Below are 25584 nucleotides of genomic sequence, written 5' to 3' on the forward strand. Positions count from 1 at the left end.
TGCCCGTCATCCCCGCGAAGGCGGGGACCCAGGAATCGCAAAGAATGCCGCTTGCGACTCTGGGGCGCGCCCTGGCGGGGATGACGGCCAGGATCATGCTGCCCGAGCACGGACCACCTTCCCCGTGATCGCCTCCGCCGCCATTCGGCCGGTCTGTGCGCCGCCGTTCATATAGCCGGGGAAGGCGTCGGAGAGATGCTCGCCCGCGAACAGGACCCGGCCGGCGCGCGCCGATTGGCGCTCGGCGGGATCGTCGGACTCGCTCCAAAGCAGGTGGCCGAAGCGCGTGAGCTGGCCGGGCGCGTAGTTGACATAGGCGCCCAGCGTCAGCGCCTGCGCATGCCAGTTGGTCCGCGCGAAGGGGCCGGTGGCGGTGGCGCCGAGCCCGGGGATCGCCGCCTCGGCGCTGCGGGCGAAGCGGAGCGCCAGATCGCGCGGCGCCTCGTCTTCGGCCGCCATGACGCCATCGCCGCCTAGGAACCAGGTCCATGCCGGGTCGGCTCGCCCAGGCAGATGGACGCTGCCGTCCCAGCCGAGCGACCAGCGCGTGCGCGGATCGGCCTGCCACAGCTCGCCGCCCACCCCCATCGGCGCGGTCCAGGGGCGGTCGCTCGTCGCCATCTGGACCTTCTCGTTCCGGCCGAGCGCCATCTCGGCGATGAAGCCGCGCCAGATCGCGGGCAGCGGCAGCGCGAAGTCGATCTGCCGCGTCAGCGGCGCGGGGACGGCGACGATCACGGTTTCGGCATCGACGCTGGAGCCGTCGAGGAAGTGGAGCCGCACGCCCGCTGCCGAGCGCGCGATGCGGAGCAGCCTTTTGTCGGGCGTGATCCGGTCGCGATAGGCAGTGCCGACCGCGTCGATCAGCGCGCTGCTGCCGCCCTCGATCACGAAGCGCTCGTCCGATTCGCCGAGGATTTCGACGCGCTTGCCGTCGACGGTCGGCAGGTTGAACACCAGCTCGATCGCCGAGGCCCGGTCCGGCTCGACGCCATATTCGGTGCGGCTCGTCGTCTCGAGCAGATGCCGGACCCAGGGCGCCGGCATCAGCGCGCGGTACCTGTCGAGATAGGCGGCCATCGACAGACGATCGAGCTCGGGCGCGACGCGGGCATAGTCGCGGTCGAGCCGGTCGGCGTCGCGGCCGATCTGCGCGGCGATGGCGCGCAGCCCCTCGGCGAGCACATCCTCGCTCAGCCGGTCGCCGTTCGCGAGCACCAGCGTCCGGTGCGGGTCCTTCTTGCGGTCGACCAGCCCGACGCCGAAGTGACTGCACAGCGCGTGCATGTCCTTGTGGTCGGTGTTGACGAGCTGCCCGCCGACTTCGAAGGCCGGACCCTCGGCCGGCCGATGCGTGAACATCCGTCCGCCCAGCCGCGGCCGCGCCTCGTAGAGATGCGCGTCGACACCCGCCTCGCGCAGATGGTGAAGCGCGCTCAGCCCGGCGATTCCGCCACCGACGATCGCCACCCTTCCCCCTGCATGGGCGTGGGCCGGCTGCGGCAGCACCGATGCGCCTCCCGCTGCGACGATACCCTTGAGCAATGCGCGCCGCGTGGCACCGGGCGGCGCGGGAACCGGCGGCGCCTCGCCCGCTTCGATCAGGTTGCGCATGCGCGCCGTGGCCAGCGCGCGCCAGATGAGACTCGTCCCCCGCATGTCTCTCTCCCTCTGCCCGGCTACACTTGCCATGTGCGCGCCGTTCCGCCAATCCGCCCGGCATGACCGCACCCGCTCCCAAGCCCTGGATCCTGGGCATCGCGCCCTATGTGCCGGGCCGATCGACGACCGACGACGGCCGCAAGGTCTCCAAGCTCTCGTCGAACGAGAATCCCTTCGGCACGCCCCAGGTCGCCCGCGAGGCTTTTCTCGAGGCGGCGACCAGCCTCGAGCGCTATCCCGATGCCGCCGCCGCCGAGCTGCGCGCCGCGATCGGGGCGCATTACGGCATCGAGTCCGAGCGGATCATCTACGGCACCGGCTCGGACGAAGTGCTCCACCTCGCCGCCGGCGCCTTCTCTGGTGTGGGCGACGAAGTGATTTACGTCCGCTTCGGCTTCGCAGTGTACGACATTGCGGCGCGGCGTACCGGCGCCACGCCGGTGGTCGCGCCCGACAAGGATTATGCGACCGACGTGGACGCGATCCTCGCCTGCGTCACCGAGCGGACGCGCGTGGTGTTCGTCGCCAATCCGAACAACCCCACCGGCACCTACAGCACCCGCGCCGAGATCGCGCGGCTCCACGCCGGGCTGCCGAAGCACGTGCTGCTCGTGCTCGACCAGGCCTATACCGAATATCTCGATCCCGAGGATGATGACGGCGGGCTCGAACTGGCGCGCACCCAGCCCAATGTGCTGGTCACGCGCACCTTCTCGAAGATCTACGGCCTCGCTTCGGAGCGCGTCGGCTGGGGCTATGGCGCGCCCGCGTTGATCGACGCGATGCACCGTATCCGTGCGCCCTTCAACTTCTCGACGGCCGCGCAGAAGGCCGCGATCGCCGCGCTGGGCGACAAGGATTTCGTCGAGCACAGCTACCAGCACAATCGCCAGTGGCGGAGCTGGTTCGCCGATCAGATCAACGCGATGGGCAACAAGGGTCTGCGCGCCGTCCCGTCCAAGGCCAATTTCCAGCTCGTCCTGTTTGAAGGCGAAGTGAATGCCGAGACGGCGTACAAGGCTCTGATGGACGCCGGATACATCGTCCGCTGGCTGCCCGGCCAGGGGCTGCCGCACGGGCTGCGCATCACCATCGGCACCGAGGAGGAAGTCCGCGGCATGGTCGAGGCGCTGCGCCGGATCGTGGGCGCCTGACGATGCTGCCCTTTGCTCGCGTCACCGTCATCGGCCTGGGCCTGATCGGCTCGTCGATCGCGCACGGCGTCCGACAGCACATGCCGAGCGTCCGCGTCACCGGCTATGACGCGAGCCCAGAGGTGCGCGAGACCGCGCGGCGGATCGACCTGTGCGATGATATTGCCGACATCGCCGGCACTGCCGTGATCGACGCCGACCTCGTCGTGCTCTGCGTGCCGGTCGGCGCGATGGGCCAGGCCGCCGCCGAGATCGCCGCCGACCTGCCCGCCGACGCGATCCTGACCGACGTCGGCTCGTGCAAGGAAAGCGTGCTCGAGGCCGTTCGTGCGGCGCTGCCGAACGCCACCTTCGTGCCCGCGCACCCCGTCGCTGGCACCGAGAACAGCGGTCCCGAGGCTGGCTTCGCGACACTCTTCCACCACCGCTGGTGCATCCTCACTCCGCCCGAAGGCACCGATCCGCTGGCGGTGGAGCGAGTCGCCGAGTTCTGGCGGCGATTGGGCGCCGAGCTCGAGACGATGGCGCCCGATCACCACGATCGCGTGCTCGCCGTCACCAGCCATTTGCCGCACCTGATCGCCTATACGATCGTCGGCACTGCGTCGGACCTCGAGGAAGTCACTCAGTCCGAAGTGATCAAATTCTCCGCGGGCGGTTTCCGCGACTTCACGCGCATCGCGGCGTCGGACCCGACGATGTGGCGCGACGTGTTCCTCGCCAATCGCGAGGCGGTGCTCGACATGCTCCAGCGCTTCTCGGAGGATTTGACGGCGCTCCAGCGCGCGATCCGCTGGGGCAAGGGCGACGAGCTGTTCGAGCTGTTCACCCGTACCCGCGCGGTGCGCCGCTCGATCATCGACCAGGGCCAGGACGATGCCCGCCCCGACTTCGGCCGCGCGCACGAATAGCGCTATTCGTTCGGATTGAGCGCGTTGATCTCGCGGTGGACGCGCGCCTCGACTTCGTCGCGCTTGAGGCCTGCCGGAATCGGTTCGCCGAAACGGAACGTCACGACACCGGGGTGCATCGGGCCCTTTTTTGGCCAGACCTTCGCGCTGTCGAGCGCCACGGGCACTACCGGCAGGCCGATCGCGCGGTAGAGGCCGGCAAGGCCTGCGCGCAACGCGGGCGCTTCCCCCTGCCGCGTGCGAGTGCCTTCGGGGAAGAGGATCACCGAACGCCCTTCCGCGCTCGCGGCCTTCGCTTCGCGCATCATCTGGCGCAGCGCCGATGCGGCGGCGTCGCGGTCGATCACGATCACGCCGTAGCGCCGCGCTGCCCAGCCCCAGACCGGGATGCGGGCGAATTCCTGCCGCATCACCACCACCGGTGCACCGAGCATGCGGACCAGCTCGAACGTCTCGAAGAAGCTCTGGTGCTTGGCGGCATAGAGCGCCGGGGTCGCCAGTGGCGCGCCTTCGACGAGGAGGCGGATTCCGGCGAGGTAGCGCGCGCACCAGGCGTGGTATTGCGTCCAGAACACCACCCAGCGGCGGAAGGCGCGCTGGCCGAACAGCGCCGCGACGGGCGCGAGCAGCACGATCGGCACCGACAGCCCGTAGAAGGCAGTCGCGAATAATAGAGTACGCAGCCGGTCCATCTCAGCCCGCGCCGGTCCACAGCGCGAAGCGGCGGACGAGATATTTGTTGTACTCGCGCAGCAGCACGCGCTTGCCCGGGGTGCCAGGCGGGCTGCGCACGGCGTCGCCGATCACTTCGACATCGCCGTCGAGCGCATGCGCCAGCTCCATCCGTGCGCGCGGCATATGCCAGTCGGTGGTCACCAGCCGCACCGATTTGTAGCCGTGCGCGCGCACCCAATGCGCGGTCTCGTCGGCGTTGGAGCGCGTGTCGACAGCCTCGTGACCCAGGTCGATGCAGCAGTCGAACAAGCGCGCGTCGCGCTTGAACTGCGCCGCGAGCTCGTGCGGCTTCACGCTGGGATCGACGCCGCTCACCAGCATCCGCCTGGCATCGCCGGCGCGCAGCGCGTCGAGCCCGCGTCCGATCCGGCCGGGGCCGCCGGTCAGCACCACGATCGCGTCGGTCTTGCGCGCCTCGAGCGGGTCGCCGAGCGACATCAGGAAGATGCCGTAGCCCGCCGCCCAAGCCACGACCAGCGCCACCAGGCCGCCGAACAGGAGCAGGATCGCGCGGATCACAGCGTCTTGCTCAGGGCGCGCAGCACCGCGATGCGCGCGGCGAGCGTGGCGAGCAGCGCGAAGCCGAGCGGTACGAGCAGGAGCAGCAGCCAGTCCTGCCGCGTCAGCGCCACGGCACCGAGCAGCTCGGATCCCAGCGCGCCCATCCGCGCCTCCAGCAGCCACGCGACCGCAAACGCCGCCGCCGTGCCGACGAGGCCGCCGATCAGCGTGTCGAACGCAATGCGGCGCTGGAAAAGCCGCGCCATCTGGACATCGGTCGAGCCGAGCATGTGCAGCACTTCGATCGTGTCGCGGTGCGTGTCCAGCCCCGATCGCGCTGCGAGCAGCACGACAGCGCCGGTTGCGCCTGCGATCAGCAGCATCAGGCCGACCGCGAGCCAGCTCATCGTGGTCATGAAGCTGCGCACCGGCGACAGCCATTGGGCATGGCGATCGACGCGGGCGCCGGGTGCGACGCGCTGCACGGCCTGTTCGACTGCGGCGACCCGGTCGCCCGCGACCTCGACGTCGATCATCGCGGGCATCGGCAGGTCGGCGTCGAGCCCCGCGTCGCCGAGCCACGGCCGGAGCAGCTCGGCCAGCCTGCCGCGATCGACTTCCTTCGCCCGCGTCACGCCGGACAGGCGCGGCAGCTCGGCGAGCAGCGCTGCCGCCTGGCGGTCGCGCAGCCCCGCATCGGCCTCGACCACCTGCACGGTCAGCCGCCCGGCGAGCTGACGGTCGAGCTGCGCAGTGGCGGCGAACATGCCGAGCCCCAGCGCGGCGGCGAGCACGGTGAGGAACACCATGATCGCCATGATCCAGGTCATCGCGCGCGTGCGCCGGCTCTCGTCGAGCAGCCGGCGGTCGGTGCCGTTGGGCGTGAGCCGCAGCCTCATTGCTGCCCCGGCGGGTTGCGCAGCGATCCGGTGGGATCGTTGAGCTGCCCCTTTTCGAGCCGCATCATGTGTGCGTTGGGGATGCGGCTGAGCAGATGGAAGTCGTGCGTCGCGACCACCACGGTGGTGCCCAGCCGGTTGAGCGATTCGAACAGATGCAGCAGCCGCTCGGCCATGTTGGGATCGACGTTGCCGGTGGGCTCGTCGGCGACCAATATCTCGGGCCGGCCGATCACTGCGCGCGCGATCGCGATGCGCTGCTGCTCGCCGCCCGACAGCGTCGGCGGCTTGGCCCTGCCGCGGTCGGCGAGCCCCACCCAGGCGAGCATCTCGAGCACCGGTGCCTCGATGTCGCTCTCGGACACGCCGGCGACGCGCAGGGGCAGCGCGATATTGTCATAGGCCGAGAGGTGCGGGACGAGCCGGAAGTCCTGAAACACCACGCCGATCCGCCGGCGGAAGCCCGGCAAGCGCGTGCGCGGCAGCGTGCCGGCGTCCTCGCCGAACAGCCGGATGGCGCCGCGCGTCGGCCGCTGGGCGAGATAGAGGAGCTTGAGCAGCGAGGTCTTGCCCGCGCCCGAGGGGCCGGTGAGGAAATAAAATGCGCCGCTCTTCAGCGTGAAGCTCACGTCGGAGAGCGTCTCCGGACCGGTGCCATAGCGCAGCCCGACATTCTCGAATTGGACGATATTGGCCATTCGCCGGCGCTGACTGCTCGCTGCTTCCCCGGACCCGCATCGCACAGCCGAGGGGCGCGCTCAAGCGCGTGCGCGAATCATGCAAGAATCCTAGGTGAATCCACGAGTCGCGCCTCTTGCTGTGCCGATTCGTTAACGCTAGAATCGGGCAGGCCGGCCAGTGGGCAAGCCGGCTCCCGCGAGACGTCAGATGATCCTGGAATGTAGCCAGTGCCGGACCCGGTACATCGTACCCGACACCGCAATCGGCCCCGACGGGCGAACCGTGCGATGCGCAAGCTGCAAGCATAGCTGGTTCCAGGCACCCGCGCTGCTCGACCTCACGACGCGCGCCGCGCCCGAGTCCGTCCTGGCCGAGCCGGTCCCCGTGGCGGCACCGGCAGCACGCGCACCCGAGCCCGCAGAGACGCGCATCGACGCGGCGCCGGCTGCCGCCGCGCCGGCCGCCCCGCGCGTCTATGACGATATCTCCGCCTCGCCCGGCCCGCGCTCGGCCGGTCCGGCCAATGCCGGCTATGACCCCTTCGCGCCGCAGCCGCCCTTCAAGCCGCGGCGCAATCCGGCGCGGCGTTGGACCGCTGCCGCGGTGGTCGCGGGCGTGTCTATGCTGCTCGGCGCCGGCGCGATCCTCTACACCGGGGCACCGGGCTGGGCCGCGCAACTCGGGCTCGGCCTCGGCGCCGAGGTCGATACGCCGCTGCTCTTCACCGACAAGAATGTCGAGCTGCGCGCCATGCCCAACGGCAGCGAAGTGCTGGCGATCTCGGGCAAGGTGCTGAACCCGACCGGCGCGGCGCAGCACGTCCCCGACATCCGGGTCGAGCTGCGCGACGACAGCGACCAGCTCGTCTACAGCTGGCGGATCACCCCGCAGGCGCGCAGCCTTGGGCCCAAGAGCGCGATCGACTTCGACGGCGCCAAGGTCGACATGCCCGCCAACGCCAAGGTGGTGCAGCTCAGCTTCGCGAGCGAAATCGGGAGCTGACCCGCGCCAGCCGTGCGCCGTTGAGCAGCGCGGCCGCGACCATGCCGAGCCCTGAGGCGATGACCAGCGCCCTGGGCCCCAGCCCCCAATGGACGAGCAGCACGCCCAGCCCGCCGGTGATCGCGAAAAAGGCGATGATGCCGTTGATCCCCGCCGCCACCTGGTCACCTAGCGAGCGCAGCGCATAGACGAACACCACCTGCACCCCGTCGAACAGGATGAACGGCGCCCAGATCGCGAGCATCGCGAAGGCCATCGCATGAACGGCGGCCGTAGCGGGGAAGACGCCGACGAAGGGCGCGGGCACCAACAGCAGCAGGAGCGCGAGCAGCCCGGTCGCCGCGGCGGCAAGCACCGCCGCGATCGCCGCGCGACCGGCCGCCTGGTGCGGCACTCCCTCGCCGACGGCGTTGCCCGCGCGCACGCCGGCCGCCGATCCCAGCCCCAGCGCCACCGCGAACGTGACATTGTGGATCGAGAAGACGATCTGGAAGGCGTGCGCGGTCGTCTCTCCCAGTCGCGTCGAAAGCGCGATCAGGATCGAGAATCCGACCAGCTCGAGCCCGGAGGCGATCGCCGGCACCAGCCCGAAGGCGGCGAGCCGCCCGGCGCCGTGGACCGAATCGATACTGACCAGCGCGCGCAGCTCGTGGACTCCGCGCTCGCGGGCGCGCGGCAGCGTCCAGGCGGCGCCGATCATCCCGATCGCCCCCAATGCCGAGGCGATCGTAGTCGCCGCCGCCGCGCCCACTGCCCCGAATGCTGGCAGCCCGAGCTGCCCGGTCGCCAGTGCCCAGGCGAGCAGCGCGTTGACCGGCAGGATGGCGAGATTGACGATCGTCACGCGCCGCGGCCGGCTGACGCCTTCGAGGAAGAAGCTCGCCGCCACGATGAGCAGCTGGAATGGATAGGCGAGGGCCATCACCTGCACCACCCGCGCGGCATGTGGCGTCGTCTCCGGCGCAACGCCGAGCGCGAGCAGCATCGGCGCGGCGAAACAATAGAGCGCGAGCCCGCTCACCAGTCCCAGCGCAAGTGCAAGTGCCAACCCCTGGTGGAGCACGCGGCCCGTACCGCGCAGGTCGCCCGCACCGTCGGCGCGCGCGACATGGACGAGCACGCCCGAGAGCGCGCCGAGCCCCATGACGATCCCCGGGAAGGTCACCGATCGGCTCGCCCCCAGCGCCGCCGCTTCGCCGGTGCCCGCCAGCCCGACGACTGCCACGTCGGTGACGTGCAGGATCGTCCAGTTGAGGCTGGTGAGCACCACCGGCCACGCCAGTGCCAGGATGCGCCGCATCTCGGCGGAAAGGGCGGGAGAGGGGCGCATCGGGCGCGGACCCTAAGGTCGCGAAACGATTTTCGAAAGCCGCGCCTTGGCGCTTGCCAGCCGCAAAACGCTTTGCTAGGGGCCGCGCCTTACCAGACGCCGGGACCCTCCGGCGGAGTTTCACGTGCGGTCGTGGCGGAACTGGTAGACGCGCAACGTTGAGGTCGTTGTGGCCGAAAGGCCGTGGAAGTTCGAGTCTTCTCGACCGCACCAGTGAAACAAGCGCTCCCGGCGGGAGCGCCATTTTTTCGCTCCCTTGGCACAATTCTGCGACAAGTCGCTTGTAGCGCCGCAGGATGCACGGGCCCGTCCCGTGCAACATGAAAATGTGCAGGGAGTACAGGTGGATGAAATGGGGATGCGCGCTCGCGGGCCTGATGGTTGGGGCGATGCCGGCAACGGCCTGGGCGCAGGACCAGGCGGTGCCCGCGGCTCCGGCTCCTGGTCCGCAGGACCAGCCCCCGGCTGATTCAGGGGACCCCGAGGCGGCAGGCGATGAAATCGTCGTCAGCGGGCAGGTCGAAGGCGCCGTCCCCGGCGACGTGAAGCCCGAGCAGCAGCTCGGACCGGCCGAGATCCGCTCCTACGGCGCCTCCAACATCACTGAGCTGATGACCGAGCTCTCGAGCCAGCTCGGCAGCGGCTCCGGCCGGGGCGACGAACAGCCCGTTGTTCTGCTGAGCGGCCGCCGGTCGAGCATGCGCGAGATCGGCACGCTGCCGCCCGAGGCGATCCAGCGGATCGATATCCTGCCGGAGGAAGCCGCGCTCCAATATGGCTATTCGGCCACCCAGAAGGTGATCAACTTCGTCCTGCGCCGGCGTTACGCCAGCCTGACCGCCGAGGTGGAGGGGCGCACCCCTACCGCAGGCGGCAATGCCGGTGCCAATGGCGAAGCCGATGTGACGGTGATCCGGCGTGACGAACGGATCACGTTCGGCGTTGAATATGACCAGTCGACCGGAATCCTCGAAAGCGAGCGCGGCGTCTCGCGCGCAGGGGCGTCGCAGTTCGACCTGATCGGCAATGTCGCGGGTGTTGGCGGTGCCGAAATCGACCCGGCACTGAGCGCGGCCGCCGGCGGGCCGGTGACCGTGGCGGGCATCCCCGATGCCGTTGCGGCAGGCGGCGTGCCGACGCTCGCCGATTTCGTGGCCGGCGCCAACCAGGCCAACGTCACCGACATCACGCCTTATCGCACTTTGGTCGGGCCGCAGAAGCGGCTGCAGATCAACGGTTCCTATGCCCGGCCGCTTTCGGACAAGGTCCGCGCAACGCTGAGCGTGCAGCTCGACGGCAGCGAGAATTATTCGCTGCAGGGGCTCCCCAGCGCCACGCTGCTGGTCAGGCCCGACAACCCTTATTCGCCCTTCGCCAACGACGTGCGCGTGCTGCGCTACTTCGATGCGCTGGGGCCGCTCACCAGTGCGAGCAGCGCGCGGAACGCCGAGGGCGGGCTCAACCTGAACGGCGAAGGCACGCCCTGGGCGAGCAGCTGGAACTGGTCGTTCGAAGGCACCTATCGCGTCGAGACTCGGCATTCGACCACCGAGCGCGGTATCGATGCCAGTCCGATGCAGAGCCTGCTCGATGTGGGCGATCCCGCGTTCAATCCCTTCACGCCCCTGACGCTCGACCTGCTGCGGCGCCGGCCCGAAGACCAGGCGAACTCGCGCACGGGCACCGGTCGCGTGAACATGCTCACCACTGGCCCGCTGTTCTCGCTACCCGCCGGCAAGGTGCGCGCGACCCTGCGCGTCGCGGGGACGACCATCGACAAGACGAGCAACTCGCTGCGAAACGGTATCGCTACGCACGGCGATATCTCGCGCGACAGCGGCAGCGTCCGCGGCAGCATCGACCTGCCGATCACCAGCCGGCGTTACGACGTGCTCAGCGCGATCGGCGATCTTTCGCTCAACACCAATTTCGAAGTCGAGCAATTCTCCGATTTCGGACGGCTGACCAGTTCCAGCTACGGCCTGCGCTGGAGCCCGATTCCGTGGATCCAGACGCGGCTGCGCTGGGACGTGGACGGGCGGGCGCCGAACCCCGGGCAGCTCGCCGACCCGGTGGTGACCACGCCCAATGTGCGGATCTTCGATTATGTGCGCAATGAAAGCGTCGACATCACGCGGATCACCGGCGGCAACCCGTTGCTGCGTGCCGACGATCGGCATGTGTTCAGCGCCGCGCTGAACATCCGCCCGACGATCGGGAGCAAGAGCACGCTGGACATCCAGGCCGAATATACGAACCAGCGCTATCGCAACGCCAGCGGCGAATTCCCCGGTCCGACCGCCGAGGTCGAGGCTGCCTTCCCCGATCGCTTCGTGCGCGATGCCTCGGGCCGGCTGCTGAGCGTCGACTATCGGGCCATCAACTTCGATCGCCAAGACCACGAGCAGGTCAAATGGGGCTTCAACCTTTGGCTGCCGATCGGCTCGCCGGCGGCGCAGCGGATGCGCGAGCGGATGACAGCTTTCCGTACCGCCCGCCAGGAGGCGCAGCGTACGGGTCAGCCGCTGCCGCCCGAAGTCGCCGCGCAGATGGAGCAGTTCCGCCGGCTCGGCCAGCAATCGACGCTGTTCGGTGACAATCAGCGCGGACCCGCGCGCGGACAGGGGCCGCAGGGCCAGGGTCAAGGGCAACAAAGCCAGAACCAGGGACAGGAAGGTCGCCCGGCGCAGCCTCCGGAAGCGGGCGGCGAGCAGGGCGCGCGGCGCTTCGGTCCGGGCGGCGGCGGGGGCGGCTTCGGTCGCGGGGGCGGCGGTGGCGGCCGCGGTGGCTTCGGCGGCGGCGGGAACAACGGCATCCGTCTCGGCCTGTCGCACACTTGGGTGCTCAAGGACCTGGACGTCATCCGCCCAGGCTTGCCCGTGCTCGATTATCTGGACGGCTCCGGGCGCGGGCGGTCCGGCGGCACATCGGCCCATCAGATCGAGCTGAGGAGCTCGGTGCAGCGCGACGGCTATCGCCTGCAGCTCAACGGCAATTGGCAGAGCGCCACCCAGGTCGCGACTGGCGCGCTCGGCAGCACCGACCGGCTGCGTTTCCACAGCCTCGCCAAGTTCAACCTCGCCGCGCAGGTGGACCTGAGCCAGCAGCTCGACCTGGTTGCCAAGCATCCGTGGTTCCGCGGCAGCCGCGTCAGCCTGCGCGTGGACAATGTCTTCGATGCGCACCAGCGCGTGACGGACATCAATGGCGAGACGCCGACGGCCTATGCGCCCAATCTGATGGACCCGCTCGGGCGGCTGGTGCGGCTGAGCTTCCGCAAGCAGTTCTACTGATCGCTCAGCGCGCGGCGATCCGCACCGGGGTCCGCCGCGTGCCGTCCTGATCGAGGATGCGGCGATAGAGCAGCGTGATCGAGACGCGGCGATTGCGCGGGTCGGTGGGGGTCTGGACGATCAGCGGCTCGCGATCGGCCACGCCCTCGATCCGCTCGAAGCGCACCTCTCCGACGCCGCCGGTCGCAAGGCGCCGGCGCGTCGCTTCCGCACGACCGCTCGACAGCATCCAGTTGTTCATGTCGAGCGGATTGCCATAGCCCAGGCTGTCGGTGTGGCCGCGGATCATGATCGGGTTCTCGAGCGGCTCGATCGATTCGGCGATCGTGCCGATCAGGGCGCTCGCGTCGGGGACCAGCGCAGTCGTCCCCAGGTCGAACATCGAATAATTGGCGTCGTCGAGCAGGTCGATCCGCATGCCGTCGCGCGTCGGGACGAAGCGGACGTGCTTGCCGAGCTTGGCGAGCGACGGCCGCGCCCGCATCCGCGCCTGGATTCGCCGCACCGTCTCGTCGAAATTGCGGCGGTCCTCCTCGGTCAGGGCGCGCTGCTCCTTGAGGCTTCCCTTCTCGCCGGTGCCGACCTCCTCGCCGCCGGGACCAATCGCGGGGACGGTGAGCGAGCGCGTACCGGTCTGCGCGGCCTTGTTGGGGTAATTCTCCTTGGCGTTGAGCGATTCGCCGCCGAGCAGCCCGTTCGATCCGGCGCTGTTCTGGCGAAGCTCAACCAGCGTCGGCGCGAAATAGTCGGCGAGCGCCTTGCGCTGCTTCTCGGTGGTCGCGCCGAGCAGCCAGAGCAGCAGGAAGAAGGCCATCATCGCCGTCACGAAATCGGCATAGGCGACCTTCCACGCGCCGCCGTGGTGCGCGTCGTGCTCCTTTACGAAGACCTTCTTCACGATGACCTTCGGAGGCTGATTCGCTCCGTGCGGGGCGCGTGCCGCCATGGCGTCAGCGGCCCCTCAAGCCGTCGAAGACCTCGGCGAAGGCAGGCTGGTTGCTGTGGGCGATGCCCGAGCGCGCCGCCTCGATCACCAGCGGCTGGGGATGGCCGTGGAGCGAGGCGATGATGATCTGCTTGACCGTGTGGTAGATCGCCGCATCCGCCTCGATCACCTGCTTGAGCCGCGTGGCGAGCGGGCCGACGATGCCATAGGCGAGCAGCACGCCGAGGAAGGTACCGACCAGCGCCGAGCCGATCATCCCGCCCAGGATCGCCGGCGGCTTGTCGATCGACCCCATCGTCTTCACCACCCCGAGCACCGCCGCGACGATGCCGAGCGCCGGGAGCGCGTCGGACAGGCTCTGCAGCGTGGTCTGCGGACCCTGGACTTCGTGGTGGTGCGTGCGGATCGCATTGTCCATCACCTCCTCCACCGCATGGACGTCGAGCGTACCCGAGGAGACGACCACGAGGCGAAGGGTATCGGCGATCAGCGCGACCAAAGTCTTGTCGGCGAGCAGGCGCGGATATTCGGCGAAGATCAGGCTGGACGAGGGATCCTCGACATGCGGCTCGAGCGCAATCGGCCCGTCGGTGCGCAGCATCTTCATCAGCTTCGAGACGAGGAAGATCGTGTCGAGATAGTCCTGCTTCTTGTATTTGGGCCCCTTCACCACCTTCATGAACCCGCTGCCGAGTGCCTTCAACTCGTGCATCGAATTACCGATGATCAGCGCGCCGACGGCAGCGCCGCCGATGATGAGCATCTCGTGGGGCAGCGCGTGCAGCACGGGCCCCAGCGCGCCGCCGGTGAAGACGAAGCCACCGAAGACCATGGCGATCAGGACGATAAAGCCGATCAGCGGAAACATTGCGCCTGAGATCCCCCTGGGGCCGGTATTCGGCCTTTGCCTTGGTAAACGGCCGCGAAGGCGCGACCTTGAGCGGAATTGATGGTTAACGTCGCGCGGACGTCAGCGGAGATAGTCGAAGAGCGAAAGGCCGGAGAGCTTGGTGAAGCTCGCCTGCGTCGCCTGCAGGATCGTCAGCGTCTTCTGCAGCGTAGTGACTTCGGCCGCGACATCGGTGTCCTCGATCGAAGAACGGACTTCCTCGCGGGTTTCGCCGGCGTCGGCGATGCGCGCCGCGTCGAGCTCGAGCCGCGCCGAGCGGGCGCCGATCGAGGCGCGGGCAAGCGTCACGCTGTCGAGCGCGCCGTCGATGCCGGCGAGCGCGCTCGATGCAGCTGTCTGGGCACCTGGCCCGGCGAGCGCCGTGACGAGGTCGCCGAGGACGGCGAACATGTCGGTCGCGCCGCTGGCGAAAGCCTGATTCCCCGGCACCGTCACCTGCACCGCATCGCCGTCCGCCACGGGTATGGGAGAGGGAGTGCCGATGCCGGCATAGCCAATCGAGCCGTCGGCGTTGCGGACGAAAGCGGCGTCGCCGCTCGCGCCACCGAACAAGGGCTGGCCGCGCACGTCCTTGCTGTTGGCGAGCGCGAACAGCTCGTCGCGGATCGCCTCGAGCTCCTTGCCGATCGCGGCTCGGCTGCTGTCGGTCAGCGTGCCGTTCGCGGCGTTGGTGGCGAGCTCGAGCGCGCGCTGGAGCTGGGTCTCGACGCCCTCCAGTGCCGAATCGCTCTGCGCGAGCACGCCCTGCGCCATGGTGATGTTGGCCGAATAGGCGCTGTCGTAGGTCGTGGCGCGCTGGAGGCCCTGGAGGCGCAGGTACGAGGTGGCGTCGTCCGAAGGCGCGAGCAGCTTCTTGCCGGTGGCGATGCGCGTCTGCGCTGCATTGGCCTCGGTATTGAGCCGCGCCATCAGGGAGGCGGGCCGGTCGAACAGGTGCGAAGTGGCGATGCGCATGGGCGTCCTCAGCGGATGTCGAGGATGGACTGGAGCGTCTCGCGCGCGATCTGGATCACGCGGCTCGACGCCTGATAGGCCTGCTGGAAGCGGAGGAGGTCGACGGCCTCCTCGTCGACATTGACGCCGGCGATCGAATCGCGCGCCGAGACCGCGCTGTCGCGGATCGCGGTCTGGGCATCGACCACCGACTGCCGCGCCGACAGCGCGGTTCCGTTGGAGGCGGTGAGATTGCCCACCCCCTCTTCCAGCCTGGCGGTGGTGCGCAGCGTGTCGAGTCCGGCGAGGTTGCTGGCGTCGCGCGTGCCTGCGGCGGGCGCGGCGGCGGCGATCCCGCGCGGGTCGGCGAGCGCGAGGCTGAGCTGCGAGGCGGGGTCGCCGATCGCGAACATTGGGGCGCCGGGATTGCCGTCGAGGTCGCGACCCGCGGCCTGGACCGCGTTGACACCTTCGGCGAAGCTCTGCGCGAGCGCGGCGATCTGAGTTGCGGCGCCGGCGATCCGCTGGGCGGATTCGCCCAGCCCCGCCAGCGCGCCGCCGTTGGGCGTGAAGCTGGTGGTCTCGAAGCCGAGGCTCAGCGTGAAGGCGACGGCGCCTTCGTCGTTGCGCGAATAGCCGACCCGGCCGGCGTCGACGCCTTGAACGAGGATCGGCCCCGAAGCGCCGCCGGCGCGGACGAGCGCGCGGCCCGAAGTATCGAGCGTCACGTCGAGATCGGTGATCCCGCTCATCGCCTCAAGCAGCCGGTCGCGCTCGTCGGCCAGCGCGGCGGCGCCGCTGCTGCCGGGCATCGCACGGCCGAGCCCGCTGTTCACCTGCGCGAGCGAGGCGGCGAGCGCATTGAGCTGCCCGATCTGCTGTCCGGCCGAGCCATCGAGGTCGCCCAGCGCGCTCGCCAACGCCGATCCCGTCGCCGAGAAGGCCGCGGCGGCGCTCGACGCGGCTTCCAGCATCGCTGCGCGCGGCGGCTGGCTCGACGGATCCGCGGCGACGGCCTTGGCCGAGGCGAAGAAGGCGGTCAGCTTGTCGGAGAGCTTGTTCTGCGAAAGCGATTCCTCGATCCGCTGGAGCCAGGTGACGCCGGTCTGGCTGCGTGCGAGATCGGCAGTGGCGGTGCGGACCTCGGCGCTGCGGTGCAGATCGCCCGCGCGCGACACGCCGTTGACGGTGACGCCCAGCCCGGTCGGCCACCCGTGCATCGTCGCGGGGGCGATGACTTCGCGCACATTGGTGGTGCGGCGCGCATAGCCGGCGGTGCCGGCGTTGGCGACATTCTCCGAGACGGTGGTCAGCGCCGTCTGATAGGCGCGCAGCCCCGAAGCCGCGATCGACAGCATGTCGCTCATTGGGTGCCTCCGTCAGTCGGCGCCGGAGCGGCCGGCGCGTCGCGCAGCGGTGCCGCCTTGGCGAGGAACTCGGTCATCGCCTTGCCGATGCCAATCGGCGCGTGCGCCGCCATGCTCTGTGCCAGCTGCTGGTCCTGCATGTCGCGGAATTGGTCGAGCGCCTTGCTCTCGAACAGCCCGTCGCCGAGCTTCGCCGCGCGCATCGACTTGAGCATCATGCCGACGAAGATCGCCTCAAAGCGCTGGCCGGCGGCGTCGAGATTCTCGCGCGAGGCGAGCCGCGACGTGTCGGCCGACGCGCCGCCGCTGCTCGAAAGGGGGGCGAGGATCGCGCTCACAGGACGATCAGCTCCGCCTTGAGCGCCCCAGCCTCCTTGAGTGCTTCGAGGATCGCCACCAGGTCGGCCGGCGAGGCGCCGATCGCGTTTACTGCCTTGACCACATCGGCGAGCCGCGGACCGGGCTCGACCATGAACATCGGGCGCTTCTCCTCGTCGACATCGACGCTGCTGTCGCGCTCTATCGCGGTCTCGCCCTTGCTGAACGGCGCTGGTTGGACGACGCGCTGCTGCTCGTCGATGCGGACGGTGAGCTTGCCGTGGGTGACCGCGGCGGGGCTTACGCGCACCGCCGAATTGATCACCACCGTGCCGGTGCGCGCATTGATGATCACGCGCGCGGGCGCATCGGCGGCCTCGACCGTGAGATTCTCGATGTCGGCGATCAGCTCGGCGCGCACATCGGCGCCTGCCGGAGCCGAAACTGCGATCGATACGCCGTCGATCGCGCGGGCCCGGCCGGTGCCGAAGCGCGTGTTGATCGCGTCCTGCACGCGCTGCGCCGTGGTGAAGTCGGCGCGGGCGAGATTGAAGGTGAGGAAGGGCGCGCGATCGAAGCCGGTGTCCACCGTACGCTCGACCGTCGCGCCTTCGGGGATGCGACCCGCCGAGGGGATGTTGACCACGATCCGCGAGCCGTCGGCTCCGTCCGCGCCCAGCCCGCCCACCGCGAGATTGCCCTGCGCCATCGCGTAGATCTGGCCGTCGGCGCCCTGAAGCGGGGTGAGGATCAGCGTGCCGCCGCGTAGGGACTTGGCCTTGCCGAGCGACGAGACGGTGATGTCGAGCTTCTGGCCTGGCTTGGCGAAGGGCGGCAGCTCGGCCGTGACCATCACCACTGCGGCGTTCTTGAGCCCCGGCGACACGCCGGCCGGAAGCTGGAGGCCGAAGCGCGAGGCGACGCCCTTCATCGACTGGACGGTATATTCGAGATTGTCGTCGCCGGTGCCGGGCAGGCCGACCACCACGCCATAGCCAGTGAGCTGGTTGGTGCGGATTCCCTGGAAGCCGCCCAGGTCCTTGACGCGCTGCGCCTGCGCGGGGGCAAGTGCCAGCGTGGCGGCGATCAGGGCGAGGATGCAACGGATCATGGCTCGGCTCCGCTCAGAAGGGGCTTAGCATCTGGAAGAAGCGGCTCAGCCAGCCTTGGCGGCTGGCGCGGGCGACGTCGCCCTTGCCGGTGTATGCGATGCGGGCATCGGCGACGCGCGTGGAGGGCACGCGATTGTTGGCGTCGATATCCGCCGGGCGCACGATCCCCTTGATCTGGACGAACTCGTCGCCGCGATTGAGCGTCACGCGCTTTTGGCCCTGCACGAGCATCGTGCCGTTGGGATAGACCGCGGCCACCGTCACGCTGATTTCGCCCGAGAGCGCATTCGCTTGGTCGGCGGTGCCGGTGCCGTTGAAGTTGCGCGTCCCGCTCGCCTTGGTGGTGTTGGGATCGAACGAAAGCGGGCCAGCGCTCGGCGGGGTGAGGCCGAAGCCCCCGGCGCTGTCGAGCTTCGAGCTCGCCGACTTGGACGCGCTGGTGCGCTCGACCAGTACGATCGTCAGTGGATCGCCGACGCGGCGGGCGCGCGCGCCCTCGTAGAGCGCGGCATAGCCGTCCGACGCCTGGAAGATGCTGCCATTGGCGGACGCCTGTGCAGGCGGCGGGGCGGGAAGCGTCGCGGAGAAATCCTCCTTGGACTTCTTCTTGCCCAGCCCGAGGAACTGCGCATGCACGGGCGTCGCCGAAACGACGAGCGCTGCGGCGGCGATGCCGGTGAGAGCCTTCATCGTCCCTGCCTCAGATGTTCTGATTGACATATTTGAGCATCTCGTCGCTCGCCGAGATCATCTTCGAATTGACCTCGTACGCGCGCTGCGTCTCGATCATGTCGACCAGCTCCTCGACCACGTTGACGTTCGAGGATTCGAGTGCGCCCTGGCGGATCTTGGCCCGACCGCCCTCGCCCGCCGCACCGAGATTGGCGGCGCCGCTGGCGGAGGTCTCGATCAGGTAATTGTCGCCGGTCGCCTGGAGCCCCGCCGGATTGGGGAAGCTCGCGACCTGGATCTGGCCGAGCTGGCTGAGCTCGGTCTGGCCGGCGAGCTGGGCGGAGACGGTGCCGTCGTTGCCGATGGTGATCCCCACCGTGCCCTCGGGAACCGTGATGCCCGGCATCACCTGATAGCCCTCGCTGGTCACCAGCATGCCCTCGGCCGAACGCGAGAAATTGCCCGCGCGGGTATAGCCGAGCTGGCCGCCCGGCAGCTGGACCTGGAAATAGCCGTCGCCGTCCAATGCCAGGTCGAGCGAATTGCCCGTGTTCTGGAAGCTGCCCTGCGTCTCCACGCGCGTGGTGCCCTGGATGCGGACGCCGGTGCCGAGGTTGAGCCCAGTGGCGTATTTGGTCTCCGCGGTGCTCGCAGCACCCGGCGCGGTGACCACCTGATAGGCGAGCGTCTGGAACGACGCGCGATCGCGCTTGAACGCGGTCGTGTTCACGTTGGCGAGGTTGTTCGAGATCACCCGCATGCGCATGTCCTGGGCGTCGAGCCCGGTGCGCGCGATGTGCATTGCCGAGGAACCCATAGTCTAAATCCCTTCGTTAAGCGGGCATGCGCATCAGCGATGCGCCGCTCTCGTCCATGGTCTTGGCTTCCTTGAGAAGATTGGCCTGGACCTCGTAGCTGCGCTGGTTCTCGATCATGTCGACCAGCGCCTGGGTGAGATTGACGTTCGACTGCTCGAGCGCGCCCGTCTGGACCTTCGCATCGAGATCGCCGGGCAGCGCGCCGCCGCCCTTCACATGGAGCAGATTGTCGAGCCCCTTGGCGGTGCTGCTGCCCTCCGGGCTCGCCAGCTTGATCCGGTCGAGCACCTGCGGCTGGTTGGGGTCGCCGCCCGGCGGAACGATCGAGATCGTCCCGTCGGCCGCAATCGCGATCGACTGATAGGGAGGCACGGTGATGGGGCCCCCCGACCCCATCACCGGGAAACCGTCGCCGGTTTCCAACACGCCCGAGGGCGCGACCGACAAATCGCCGCGCCTCGTATAGGCCTCGCTGCCGTCGGCGGCCTGGACCGCGATCCAGGCGTCGCCGGTGGCGGCGATGTCGAGCGGGCGCGCGGTCTGCACGATCGTGCCCGCGGTCCGGTCGAAGTCGTCGACTTCCTCGGCCGAGAGCTGCCGCGTCTCGAAGCCCGAGCCCTGCAGCACCAGCCGATCGAAGCTCGTGCGCTCGGCGCGGAAGCCGGTCGTCGAGGCGTTCGCGATGTTGTTCGCGATCGTCGCCTGCGCCGCCGCCTGGCTGCGCAGCCCCGAGAGCGCGGTGTAGACGAGCCGGTCCATCTGCCTGTCCCCTCAGCCCTGCGTCAGCTGCGGATGTTGAAGATGGTCTGGGACATCTGGCTCGCGGTATCGAGCGCCTTGGCATTCGCCTGGAAGTTGCGCTGCGCCGCGATCAGCGCCACCAGCTCCTCGGTGATGTCGACGTTCGAGCGCTCGATCGCGCCCGACATCAGCCCGCCGAAGCCGTTGGTGCCGGGCTCGCCGAGCCGCGCGTCCCCCGAGAAGCCGGTTGCCGCCCAGGTCGAGTTGCCGAGCTGGCGCAGGCCGCCGTTGTTGGCGAAGCTGGCGAGCACCACCTTGCCCAGCGCCTGGGTGTCGCCGTTCGAGAAGCTGGCGTTGACGGTGCCGTCGTCGGCGATGGTCACGCCTTCGATCTGGCCGACCGGCGAGCCGTCCTGCGAGGTCGCGTTGAGGCTGAACGGCGAGCTCACCTGCGTGGTACCGCTGCTGAAGTCGAGCTTGACCACCTGCTCCGACGTCGCGCCCGGCGCGAGGAAGCCCATGAAGGTCACCGGCGCGGCGGGCGAGGAGAGCTTGCCGGTGCCGTCGAAAGTGAGCTCGATCTGCTGGATCGTGTCGGGATCGCTGCCGGCGTTGAGCTGCTGGTCGCCGACGAAGGAATAGACCCGCCAGGTGCTGCTCGCGTCGTCGTTGGTCGGCTTGGTCTCGCGGACGAAATAGTTGGTGAGCGTCAGCGCATTGCCGTTCGCGTCATAGATCGTCGTCTGGACCGACTGGTTATAGGTACCCGGATCGAAGCGATCGAACTGATATTCCTCGTCGTCGAAGCGCGCTGCATCGGCGGGGATCGGCGAGCCGGCGTTGAGGTTGAGGCCGAGCTTGACGTTCTCGGTCTCCTCGGGCGTGCCGCTGGTCTGCGGCAGGCGCAGGCTGACGGTCGAGGAAAGGCCGGTCGCGACTACTGCGCCCGAGCCGTCGACCGGATAGACCTGCAGCTTGTTGCCCTGCGCGTCGGTGACGTAGCGATCGGCATTCACCTGGAAGCTGCCGTTGCGCGTGAAGGCGACGCCGTTGCCGCTCTTCTCGTCGCCCTTGACGATGAAGAAGCCGTCGCCCGAGATGGCGACATCGAGCGCCGACGAGCTCTGGGTGAAGCCGCCCTGGCCGAACTGTTGACGCACTGCCTTCACGACGACGCCCGAGCCGACCATCTGGGTCGGGTTCGAATTGGCGGTCGACGCGATCACGTCCGCGAACTGGGTCTGGCTCTTCTTGAAGCCGTTGGTCTGCACGTTCGCGAGATTGTGCGAGATCGTCGACATGTCGGTCTGGGCCGCCTGGAGGCCCGAAAGCGAAGTGAAGAAGGACATTTCTGGGTACTCCTTGGAGGATCAGCCGACTTGCCAGACGGCGGAAAGGGGAACCTGGCCGATGCCAGGCAGAGCGAGCGAAGGCTGGCCGTCGGCGCCCATCGAGACGGTGGAGACCGGTGCCCAGACGAGCGGCGCGGCCTTGACCATGCCGCTGCCGTTGCTGGCGGTGACCTTGACCGTGAACGGCCCGTCGCCGGCGGGATCGCCGCTGTCGGTAGTGCCGTCCCAATCCCAGGCGACCGCGCCTTCGGCCTGCGCGCCGAGCTCGATGGTGCGCAGCGTGGTGCCGTCCGGCTTCGAGATGGTGACCGCGACATTGGTCGCGTCGTCGGGGAGGCTCACTGCGCCGGCTAGACCGCCGGTGGTGCGCGGGAACGCCGTCGAGCCCTCGACCAGCACCGTCTTGCCGACGTAGCCGAGCGCATCGTTCAGCGAGCCGGTGCCGAGCCGCTCCGAGATCGCCTTCAGTGTCGTGTTCATCTCGCTGATGCCCGAGAGCGACGAGAATTGCGCCATCTGGGCGACCATCTGGGTGTTGTCGACGGGCGCGAACGGATCCTGGTTCTTCAGCTGCGCCGTCATCAGCGTCAGGAAGTCCGACTGGTCCATGTCGGTGCGGCCGAGCTGCGACGTGTCGGTGTTGTTGAGCGTGCCGCCCATGCCTGGCGTCGTCGCGCCGGTGCGGGGGATGCCCAGATTGGCCATGGTGGAGTCGAAGCTCATCGTCAGCGTCCCAGCTTGAGGGTGTCGACGATCAGCGACTTGGCGGTCTGCATCACTTCGACGTTGTTCTGGTAGGTGCGCGAGGCCTCGAGCATGTCGACGAGCTCGCGGGTCTCGTCGACCGTGCTCTCCCAGACATTGCCGTCGGCATCGGCGAGCGGATTGCCCGGATCGTGGCGCTTGGTCGGCTCGGCGCCGGCGGAGACGACCTGCTCGACGTCCACCGTCGCCATGCCGCTCGCATCGTCGAACGCGGTGCGGAACACCGGCTTGATCGTGCGATAGGCGGCCTGGGCGCTGGAGGCGACCGTGCCGGCGTTGGCGAGGTTGGAGGCCGTGGTGTTCATGCGCACGAGCTGCGCGCTCATCGCGCGGCCCGAGACCTGGAAGATCGAAAGCGGCTGGTCGCCCATCGTCATTCTCCCCTGAGCGCGCGGGTGATGGTGGAGATGCGGCCGTTCAGGAACGCGAGCGTCGTCTGATAGGCGACGGCGTTCTCAGCGAATGCGGTCTGCTCGGTGGCGAGCTCGACGGTGTTGCCGTCCTGGCTCGGCTGCAGCGGCACGCGATAGAGCGTCGCGGCGTCGATGCCCGCGTTACCCTGCGCCTCGACTCCGGCCAGCGCGGCGCGGAAGTCGATGTCCTTCGCCTTGTAGCCGGGGGTCGAGGCGTTCGCGATGTTCGACGCGAGCATCCCCATGCGCTGCGAACGCACCGCGAGCGCTGCGCCGTGAACGCCGAAAAGGCTGTCGTCGGACATCGTGCCAGTCTCCCGCACAAAGGTTCGCGGGTGATCTTGCAATGGCCGTGCCAATTCGGCCGGGGAGGCGGAGCGCAACTGTCGAGGCTATGTCGGCGGCAAGATCTTGCCGGTGGCGGCAATCGGGTGCCGGGGGGTCGGGATCGCGCACAAGTAAGGGGAGAAGGATCTGTTCACGCAAAGGCGCAAAGGCGCAAAGAAGCCTGCCCGCCGCGCCAGCGGCCTTGATCGCGTCTATCGAGGATTCCTGCCGCTGCCGCGGCGACGGACCCCTTCGCGCCTTTGCGCCTTTGCGTGAACAAACTCTCTCACTCGCAACTGGCCCGCGCCTTGCAGTTCGCAGGCGCATGGACCTGAATGCATTCCCGGGGCTCGCGCCCTTCCTCGATCCTGTCGCGCTCGCCATCGTCGGCGGGGGGACCGCGGCGGGGGTGGTGCTGCGCACGCCCTTCGCCGACCTGATCCGCGGCGTCTCGGCGCTGCGCGTCCTCGTGCGCCGCCCGTTCGACGCCGCGCCCCTGCTCGACCAGGCTGCGGCGCTGACGCGGATCGCCCGGCGCCACGGACTGATCGCGCTCGACCGCACCACGATCGCCGATCCGGACATGGCCGCCGCCATCGCCGCATGCGTCGACGGTGCCGCGCCCGATGCGATTGCCGCGCTGCTCGACGAGCGGCTACGGGCGCGCTCGGAACGCCATCGCGCCGCCGCCGAGGTCTGGGCGGGCGCCGCCGAGCTCGCCCCGGCGATGGGAATGATCGGCACGCTGATCGGGCTCGTCCAGATGTTCACGGCAATGCGCGATCCCGCGGCGATCGGCGGCGCGATGGCGGTTGCGCTGCTCACCACGCTCTATGGTGCGGTGCTCGCCAGCCTCGTCGCCTATCCGGTCGTCGCCCGGCTGCGTCGTCATGCCCGGCACGAAGCGCAGGAGCGCGCCCGGCTGGTCGCGCCGCTCGTCGCGCTCGCAGCTATCGAGCCGCCGCGCCGTCGCAGCCTGCGGGAGGTCGCCGCATGAATCCCGCCGACATCCTGGACGCGCCTGCCCGCCCCCTTTGGCTGACCACGCTGGCCGACCTCGCGCTGCTGCTGGTGGGCTTCTTCGTCTTTCTCCAGGCGAGCCAGGTCGATCCCGGAACGCTCGCCGCCAGCTTCCGCGCCGGCTTCGGCGTGAAGCCGGTGCCGGCGGAGATGCCGGTGGCGGCGGCGGAAGTGCGTTTCACCGCCGGGTCCGCCGCGATCACCGATGCTTCGACCGCGCTCGCCTGGGCCCGCAGCGTCGCGCGCGACCCGCGCACGCGCCTGGTCGTCCAGGGTCAGGCGGAGGGCGGCGGCGATGTCGAGGCCGCCACTGGCAGCGCCGCGATCCTCGCCGCCGACCGCGCGCGCGCGGTCGCCGCGCTGCTTGTCCGTACCGGCGCAGTGGCGCCCGGGCGCATCCAGATTTCCACCGGCCGCGGCCACACGCGCGCGCTGCTCACGATCGGCTTCGACGGAGGCCGGCAATGATTTGCCGTCCGGCAACCGCCGCTTGCCGCCGCATCTCCTGGGAGACCCCGATGTTGGTGATACTCGCACTCGCCGCCGCGCCCGCCGCCGCGCAGGAATTCCAACCGACCGCCGCGCTCGACACGATCGTCGTCCAGTTCACCGGCAAGAACATTGGCCAAGAGGGTGGAGCGCGTACCGAGATCGACAAGCGGTTGCGCCTCGCGCGCTGCCCCGCGCCGCAGCTCGAATGGCGCAGCCCCGCGCACGACGCGGTGCTGGTGCGGTGTATGGCGCCGGCGTGGCGCATCTTCGTGCCGGTCATTGCGGTGCCACAGCCCAAGCCAGCACCGGTGGCCGCCGCGCCCGCGCCCGCGGTGGTCAAGGCCGAGCCGGTGATCCGCCGTGGCGATCCAGTGACCGTGGAGGTGGGCTCCGCCGGCTTCTCGGTCACGCGCGACGGCGTGGCGATGAACGATGCCGCGCCGGGCGCGCGGATCGCAGTGAAGGTCGATGATCGCCAGCCACCGCTCCAGGCGATCGCAGTCGAGCCCGGCCGGGCGAGGCTGCCGGGAGCGAAGTGAAATTTTTCGTTAAACTGTGCGTCCGGCCGGCCGTTTCAAGCATTGCAGGCAAATTGGCAGGATAGCGGCAATGGTGGATCCCATCGGCATCAAGGCAGGCGCGGTCGTCGATCGCGGTGCTGTGCCTATGGGTGCATCGGGCGCCGTCGCGGCGGTGCAGCCCGTCGCCCGGCCCGAAAAGATCGTGGAGTCGATGGCCGCCGAATTCTCTGGTGCCATGGCTTCCGGCGCGCCGGTCGATGGCGCGCGTGTGGTCGAGCTGCGCGCGGCTATCCGTGCCGGCCGCTTCACGGTCTCTCCGCAAGCGATCGCCGAGCGCATGCTCGCGATGAAACAGGATTGGAGCGGCCGATGACCCGGCGGAATGCACTGATCGCGCTGATCGAGGGTCTCCATGCGGAGATCGCCGCGCTCAAGGCGAACGACTCCGCCGCGCTCGAGGCGGCGACCGCGGCCAAGCTCGTCGCGATCGACGCGATCGCGCAATATGAGGGTCAGCCCGCCTCGCCCGAAGTCGAGGAGCTCGCGGCCGAGGCCTATCGGCTCAACGAGACCTGCCGCATCTATGTGAACCTGATGGCGGCAAATGTTCGCCGCCGCCTGCAGCTTCTTTCCGGCCAGCCGGCGCCGGCCTATCGCCCGGGGACCTACGCGCTCGCCTGAGCGCACATTGGCACGCTCCTTGCTGATC

General features: G+C 69.2%; 28 protein-coding genes and 1 tRNA gene. 10 read left to right on the forward strand and 19 right to left on the reverse strand.

Annotated elements, in window-relative coordinates; translation table 11 throughout:
- Positions 1-93: 93 nt before the first annotated feature.
- A complete protein-coding gene (locus J7500_RS04530; RefSeq protein ID WP_294060279.1) occupies positions 94-1659 on the reverse strand; it encodes an FAD-dependent oxidoreductase in 1566 nt (521 codons plus the stop codon).
- Positions 1660-1721: 62 nt separating this feature from the next.
- Between J7500_RS04530 and hisC the strand changes: the two genes are divergently transcribed.
- Both hisC and J7500_RS04540 read left to right on the forward strand, forming a co-directional pair.
- Positions 1722-2816 carry a histidinol-phosphate transaminase gene (hisC, locus tag J7500_RS04535; RefSeq protein ID WP_294060280.1) on the forward strand — a complete coding sequence of 365 codons (1095 nt, stop codon included), beginning with the start codon at positions 1722-1724 and terminating at the stop codon, positions 2814-2816.
- 2 nt (positions 2817-2818) lie between these two features.
- A complete protein-coding gene (locus J7500_RS04540) occupies positions 2819-3727 on the forward strand; it encodes a prephenate/arogenate dehydrogenase family protein (protein ID WP_294060281.1) in 909 nt (302 codons plus the stop codon).
- Between the two features lie 2 nt (positions 3728-3729).
- Here J7500_RS04540 and J7500_RS04545 read toward each other — a convergent pair whose 3' ends face one another.
- From J7500_RS04545 to ftsE, 4 genes are all read right to left on the reverse strand, one after another.
- Entirely contained in the window at positions 3730-4419 is a 690-nt protein-coding gene (locus J7500_RS04545) for a 1-acyl-sn-glycerol-3-phosphate acyltransferase (RefSeq protein WP_294060282.1), read from the reverse strand.
- A 1-nt stretch (position 4420) separates the two neighbouring features.
- Positions 4421-4900, reverse strand: a complete 480-nt coding sequence (locus J7500_RS04550; protein ID WP_294060692.1) for a YdcF family protein — start codon at positions 4898-4900, stop codon at positions 4421-4423.
- A gap of 77 nt (positions 4901-4977) precedes the next feature.
- A complete protein-coding gene (locus J7500_RS04555) occupies positions 4978-5862 on the reverse strand; it encodes an FtsX-like permease family protein (protein WP_294060284.1) in 885 nt (294 codons plus the stop codon).
- The gene (gene ftsE / locus J7500_RS04560; protein ID WP_294060285.1) at positions 5859-6560 is read right to left on the reverse strand and encodes a cell division ATP-binding protein FtsE; all 702 of its coding nucleotides are present in this window, start codon (positions 6558-6560) and stop codon (positions 5859-5861) included. Before ftsE ends, J7500_RS04555 begins: the two co-directional genes overlap by 4 nt.
- A gap of 190 nt (positions 6561-6750) precedes the next feature.
- On the opposite strand from ftsE, the gene J7500_RS04565 reads away from it, so the two are divergent.
- Positions 6751-7545 (forward strand): MJ0042-type zinc finger domain-containing protein, encoded by a 795-nt coding sequence (locus J7500_RS04565; RefSeq protein ID WP_294060287.1) that lies wholly within the window; start codon positions 6751-6753, stop codon positions 7543-7545.
- Here the strand turns inward: J7500_RS04565 and J7500_RS04570 are convergent.
- Positions 7517-8875, reverse strand: coding sequence for an MATE family efflux transporter (locus J7500_RS04570; RefSeq protein WP_294060288.1), 1359 nt, complete (start codon positions 8873-8875; stop codon positions 7517-7519). The genes J7500_RS04565 and J7500_RS04570 overlap by 29 nt on opposite strands.
- Positions 8876-9001: 126 nt before the next feature.
- Between J7500_RS04570 and J7500_RS04575 the strand changes: the two genes are divergently transcribed.
- Together J7500_RS04575 and J7500_RS04580 are read left to right on the forward strand one after the other, a co-directional pair.
- Positions 9002-9088 (forward strand) — tRNA-Leu (locus J7500_RS04575).
- Positions 9089-9222: 134 nt separating this feature from the next.
- Positions 9223-12168, forward strand: coding sequence for a TonB-dependent receptor (locus J7500_RS04580; RefSeq protein ID WP_294060290.1), 2946 nt, complete (start codon positions 9223-9225; stop codon positions 12166-12168).
- Positions 12169-12172: 4 nt separating this feature from the next.
- Here J7500_RS04580 and J7500_RS04585 read toward each other — a convergent pair whose 3' ends face one another.
- The 13 genes from J7500_RS04585 to J7500_RS04645 all read right to left on the reverse strand — a co-directional run bounded on the left by J7500_RS04585 (position 12173) and on the right by J7500_RS04645 (position 22820).
- Positions 12173-13114, reverse strand: coding sequence for a flagellar motor protein MotB (locus tag J7500_RS04585; RefSeq protein WP_294060292.1), 942 nt, complete (start codon positions 13112-13114; stop codon positions 12173-12175).
- 4 nt (positions 13115-13118) lie between these two features.
- Positions 13119-13982, reverse strand: coding sequence for a flagellar motor stator protein MotA (gene motA / locus J7500_RS04590; RefSeq protein WP_294060293.1), 864 nt, complete (start codon positions 13980-13982; stop codon positions 13119-13121).
- A gap of 102 nt (positions 13983-14084) precedes the next feature.
- Complete coding sequence (gene flgL / locus J7500_RS04595) at positions 14085-14978, reverse strand: flagellar hook-associated protein FlgL (protein WP_294060294.1); 894 nt, start codon at positions 14976-14978, stop codon at positions 14085-14087.
- 8 nt (positions 14979-14986) lie between these two features.
- Entirely contained in the window at positions 14987-16324 is a 1338-nt protein-coding gene (gene flgK / locus J7500_RS04600; protein ID WP_294060295.1) for a flagellar hook-associated protein FlgK, read from the reverse strand.
- Positions 16321-16662: a rod-binding protein gene (locus J7500_RS04605; RefSeq protein ID WP_294060296.1), complete on the reverse strand. Its 342-nt coding sequence runs from the start codon at positions 16660-16662 to the stop codon at positions 16321-16323. The genes flgK and J7500_RS04605 overlap by 4 nt, the downstream gene beginning before the upstream one ends.
- Positions 16659-17753: a flagellar basal body P-ring protein FlgI gene (locus tag J7500_RS04610; protein ID WP_294060297.1), complete on the reverse strand. Its 1095-nt coding sequence runs from the start codon at positions 17751-17753 to the stop codon at positions 16659-16661. Before J7500_RS04610 ends, J7500_RS04605 begins: the two co-directional genes overlap by 4 nt.
- A gap of 13 nt (positions 17754-17766) precedes the next feature.
- Positions 17767-18444 (reverse strand): flagellar basal body L-ring protein FlgH, encoded by a 678-nt coding sequence (locus tag J7500_RS04615; protein WP_294060298.1) that lies wholly within the window; start codon positions 18442-18444, stop codon positions 17767-17769.
- Between the two features lie 10 nt (positions 18445-18454).
- A complete protein-coding gene (gene flgG, locus J7500_RS04620) occupies positions 18455-19243 on the reverse strand; it encodes a flagellar basal-body rod protein FlgG (protein WP_294060299.1) in 789 nt (262 codons plus the stop codon).
- A gap of 16 nt (positions 19244-19259) precedes the next feature.
- Positions 19260-20003: a flagellar basal body rod protein FlgF gene (locus tag J7500_RS04625; protein WP_294060301.1), complete on the reverse strand. Its 744-nt coding sequence runs from the start codon at positions 20001-20003 to the stop codon at positions 19260-19262.
- 23 nt (positions 20004-20026) lie between these two features.
- Positions 20027-21334 (reverse strand): flagellar hook protein FlgE, encoded by a 1308-nt coding sequence (locus tag J7500_RS04630; RefSeq protein ID WP_294060302.1) that lies wholly within the window; start codon positions 21332-21334, stop codon positions 20027-20029.
- Between the two features lie 21 nt (positions 21335-21355).
- Positions 21356-22060: a flagellar hook assembly protein FlgD gene (locus J7500_RS04635; RefSeq protein WP_294060303.1), complete on the reverse strand. Its 705-nt coding sequence runs from the start codon at positions 22058-22060 to the stop codon at positions 21356-21358.
- A 2-nt stretch (positions 22061-22062) separates the two neighbouring features.
- Positions 22063-22473 carry a flagellar basal body rod protein FlgC gene (gene flgC, locus J7500_RS04640; protein WP_294060305.1) on the reverse strand — a complete coding sequence of 137 codons (411 nt, stop codon included), beginning with the start codon at positions 22471-22473 and terminating at the stop codon, positions 22063-22065.
- Between the two features lie 2 nt (positions 22474-22475).
- Entirely contained in the window at positions 22476-22820 is a 345-nt protein-coding gene (locus tag J7500_RS04645) for a flagellar basal body protein (protein WP_294060307.1), read from the reverse strand.
- Between the two features lie 347 nt (positions 22821-23167).
- Between J7500_RS04645 and J7500_RS04650 the strand changes: the two genes are divergently transcribed.
- The 5 genes from J7500_RS04650 to J7500_RS04670 all read left to right on the forward strand — a co-directional run bounded on the left by J7500_RS04650 (position 23168) and on the right by J7500_RS04670 (position 25556).
- Positions 23168-23839, forward strand: coding sequence for a MotA/TolQ/ExbB proton channel family protein (locus J7500_RS04650; RefSeq protein ID WP_294060308.1), 672 nt, complete (start codon positions 23168-23170; stop codon positions 23837-23839).
- On the forward strand, positions 23836-24330 hold the full coding sequence (locus J7500_RS04655; protein WP_294060309.1) for an OmpA family protein: 495 nt from the start codon (positions 23836-23838) through the stop codon (positions 24328-24330). Before J7500_RS04650 ends, J7500_RS04655 begins: the two co-directional genes overlap by 4 nt.
- A 50-nt stretch (positions 24331-24380) precedes the next feature.
- Entirely contained in the window at positions 24381-24893 is a 513-nt protein-coding gene (locus J7500_RS04660) for a flagella basal body P-ring formation protein FlgA (protein WP_294060311.1), read from the forward strand.
- Between the two features lie 70 nt (positions 24894-24963).
- Positions 24964-25248 (forward strand): flagellar biosynthesis anti-sigma factor FlgM, encoded by a 285-nt coding sequence (locus J7500_RS04665; RefSeq protein ID WP_294060313.1) that lies wholly within the window; start codon positions 24964-24966, stop codon positions 25246-25248.
- Positions 25245-25556 (forward strand): flagellar protein FlgN, encoded by a 312-nt coding sequence (locus J7500_RS04670; RefSeq protein WP_294060314.1) that lies wholly within the window; start codon positions 25245-25247, stop codon positions 25554-25556. Before J7500_RS04665 ends, J7500_RS04670 begins: the two co-directional genes overlap by 4 nt.
- Positions 25557-25584 lie beyond the last annotated feature (28 nt).

The organism is Sphingomonas sp. (genome assembly GCF_017744835.1).
Lineage (GTDB): Bacteria > Pseudomonadota > Alphaproteobacteria > Sphingomonadales > Sphingomonadaceae > Sphingomonas.

Bases quoted from the DNA above. Each gene is read 5' to 3' on its own strand.
- J7500_RS04555 (WP_294060284.1), bottom strand. From the start codon at position 5,862: ATGAGGCTGCGGCTCACGCCCAACGGCACCGACCGCCGGCTGCTCGAC.
- flgG (WP_294060299.1), bottom strand. From the start codon at position 19,243: ATGGGTTCCTCGGCAATGCACATCGCGCGCACCGGGCTCGACGCCCAG.
- J7500_RS04530 (WP_294060279.1), bottom strand. From the start codon at position 1,659: ATGCGGGGGACGAGTCTCATCTGGCGCGCGCTGGCCACGGCGCGCATG.
- J7500_RS04645 (WP_294060307.1), bottom strand. From the start codon at position 22,820: ATGTCCGACGACAGCCTTTTCGGCGTTCACGGCGCAGCGCTCGCGGTG.
- J7500_RS04550 (WP_294060692.1), bottom strand. From the start codon at position 4,900: ATGTCGCTCGGCGACCCGCTCGAGGCGCGCAAGACCGACGCGATCGTG.
- flgC (WP_294060305.1), bottom strand. From the start codon at position 22,473: ATGGGCGACCAGCCGCTTTCGATCTTCCAGGTCTCGGGCCGCGCGATG.
- flgK (WP_294060295.1), bottom strand. From the start codon at position 16,324: ATGAGCGACATGCTGTCGATCGCGGCTTCGGGGCTGCGCGCCTATCAG.
- J7500_RS04665 (WP_294060313.1), top strand. From the start codon at position 24,964: ATGGTGGATCCCATCGGCATCAAGGCAGGCGCGGTCGTCGATCGCGGT.
- hisC (WP_294060280.1), top strand. From the start codon at position 1,722: ATGACCGCACCCGCTCCCAAGCCCTGGATCCTGGGCATCGCGCCCTAT.
- J7500_RS04610 (WP_294060297.1), bottom strand. From the start codon at position 17,753: ATGATCCGTTGCATCCTCGCCCTGATCGCCGCCACGCTGGCACTTGCC.
- J7500_RS04670 (WP_294060314.1), top strand. From the start codon at position 25,245: ATGACCCGGCGGAATGCACTGATCGCGCTGATCGAGGGTCTCCATGCG.
- J7500_RS04655 (WP_294060309.1), top strand. From the start codon at position 23,836: ATGAATCCCGCCGACATCCTGGACGCGCCTGCCCGCCCCCTTTGGCTG.
- J7500_RS04660 (WP_294060311.1), top strand. From the start codon at position 24,381: ATGTTGGTGATACTCGCACTCGCCGCCGCGCCCGCCGCCGCGCAGGAA.
- ftsE (WP_294060285.1), bottom strand. From the start codon at position 6,560: ATGGCCAATATCGTCCAATTCGAGAATGTCGGGCTGCGCTATGGCACC.
- J7500_RS04630 (WP_294060302.1), bottom strand. From the start codon at position 21,334: ATGTCCTTCTTCACTTCGCTTTCGGGCCTCCAGGCGGCCCAGACCGAC.
- flgL (WP_294060294.1), bottom strand. From the start codon at position 14,978: ATGCGCATCGCCACTTCGCACCTGTTCGACCGGCCCGCCTCCCTGATG.
- J7500_RS04540 (WP_294060281.1), top strand. From the start codon at position 2,819: ATGCTGCCCTTTGCTCGCGTCACCGTCATCGGCCTGGGCCTGATCGGC.
- J7500_RS04650 (WP_294060308.1), top strand. From the start codon at position 23,168: ATGGACCTGAATGCATTCCCGGGGCTCGCGCCCTTCCTCGATCCTGTC.
- J7500_RS04580 (WP_294060290.1), top strand. From the start codon at position 9,223: ATGAAATGGGGATGCGCGCTCGCGGGCCTGATGGTTGGGGCGATGCCG.
- J7500_RS04625 (WP_294060301.1), bottom strand. From the start codon at position 20,003: ATGGACCGGCTCGTCTACACCGCGCTCTCGGGGCTGCGCAGCCAGGCG.
- J7500_RS04565 (WP_294060287.1), top strand. From the start codon at position 6,751: ATGATCCTGGAATGTAGCCAGTGCCGGACCCGGTACATCGTACCCGAC.
- J7500_RS04585 (WP_294060292.1), bottom strand. From the start codon at position 13,114: ATGGCGGCACGCGCCCCGCACGGAGCGAATCAGCCTCCGAAGGTCATC.
- J7500_RS04615 (WP_294060298.1), bottom strand. From the start codon at position 18,444: ATGAAGGCTCTCACCGGCATCGCCGCCGCAGCGCTCGTCGTTTCGGCG.
- J7500_RS04635 (WP_294060303.1), bottom strand. From the start codon at position 22,060: ATGAGCTTCGACTCCACCATGGCCAATCTGGGCATCCCCCGCACCGGC.
- J7500_RS04570 (WP_294060288.1), bottom strand. From the start codon at position 8,875: ATGCGCCCCTCTCCCGCCCTTTCCGCCGAGATGCGGCGCATCCTGGCA.
- J7500_RS04545 (WP_294060282.1), bottom strand. From the start codon at position 4,419: ATGGACCGGCTGCGTACTCTATTATTCGCGACTGCCTTCTACGGGCTG.
- motA (WP_294060293.1), bottom strand. From the start codon at position 13,982: ATGTTTCCGCTGATCGGCTTTATCGTCCTGATCGCCATGGTCTTCGGT.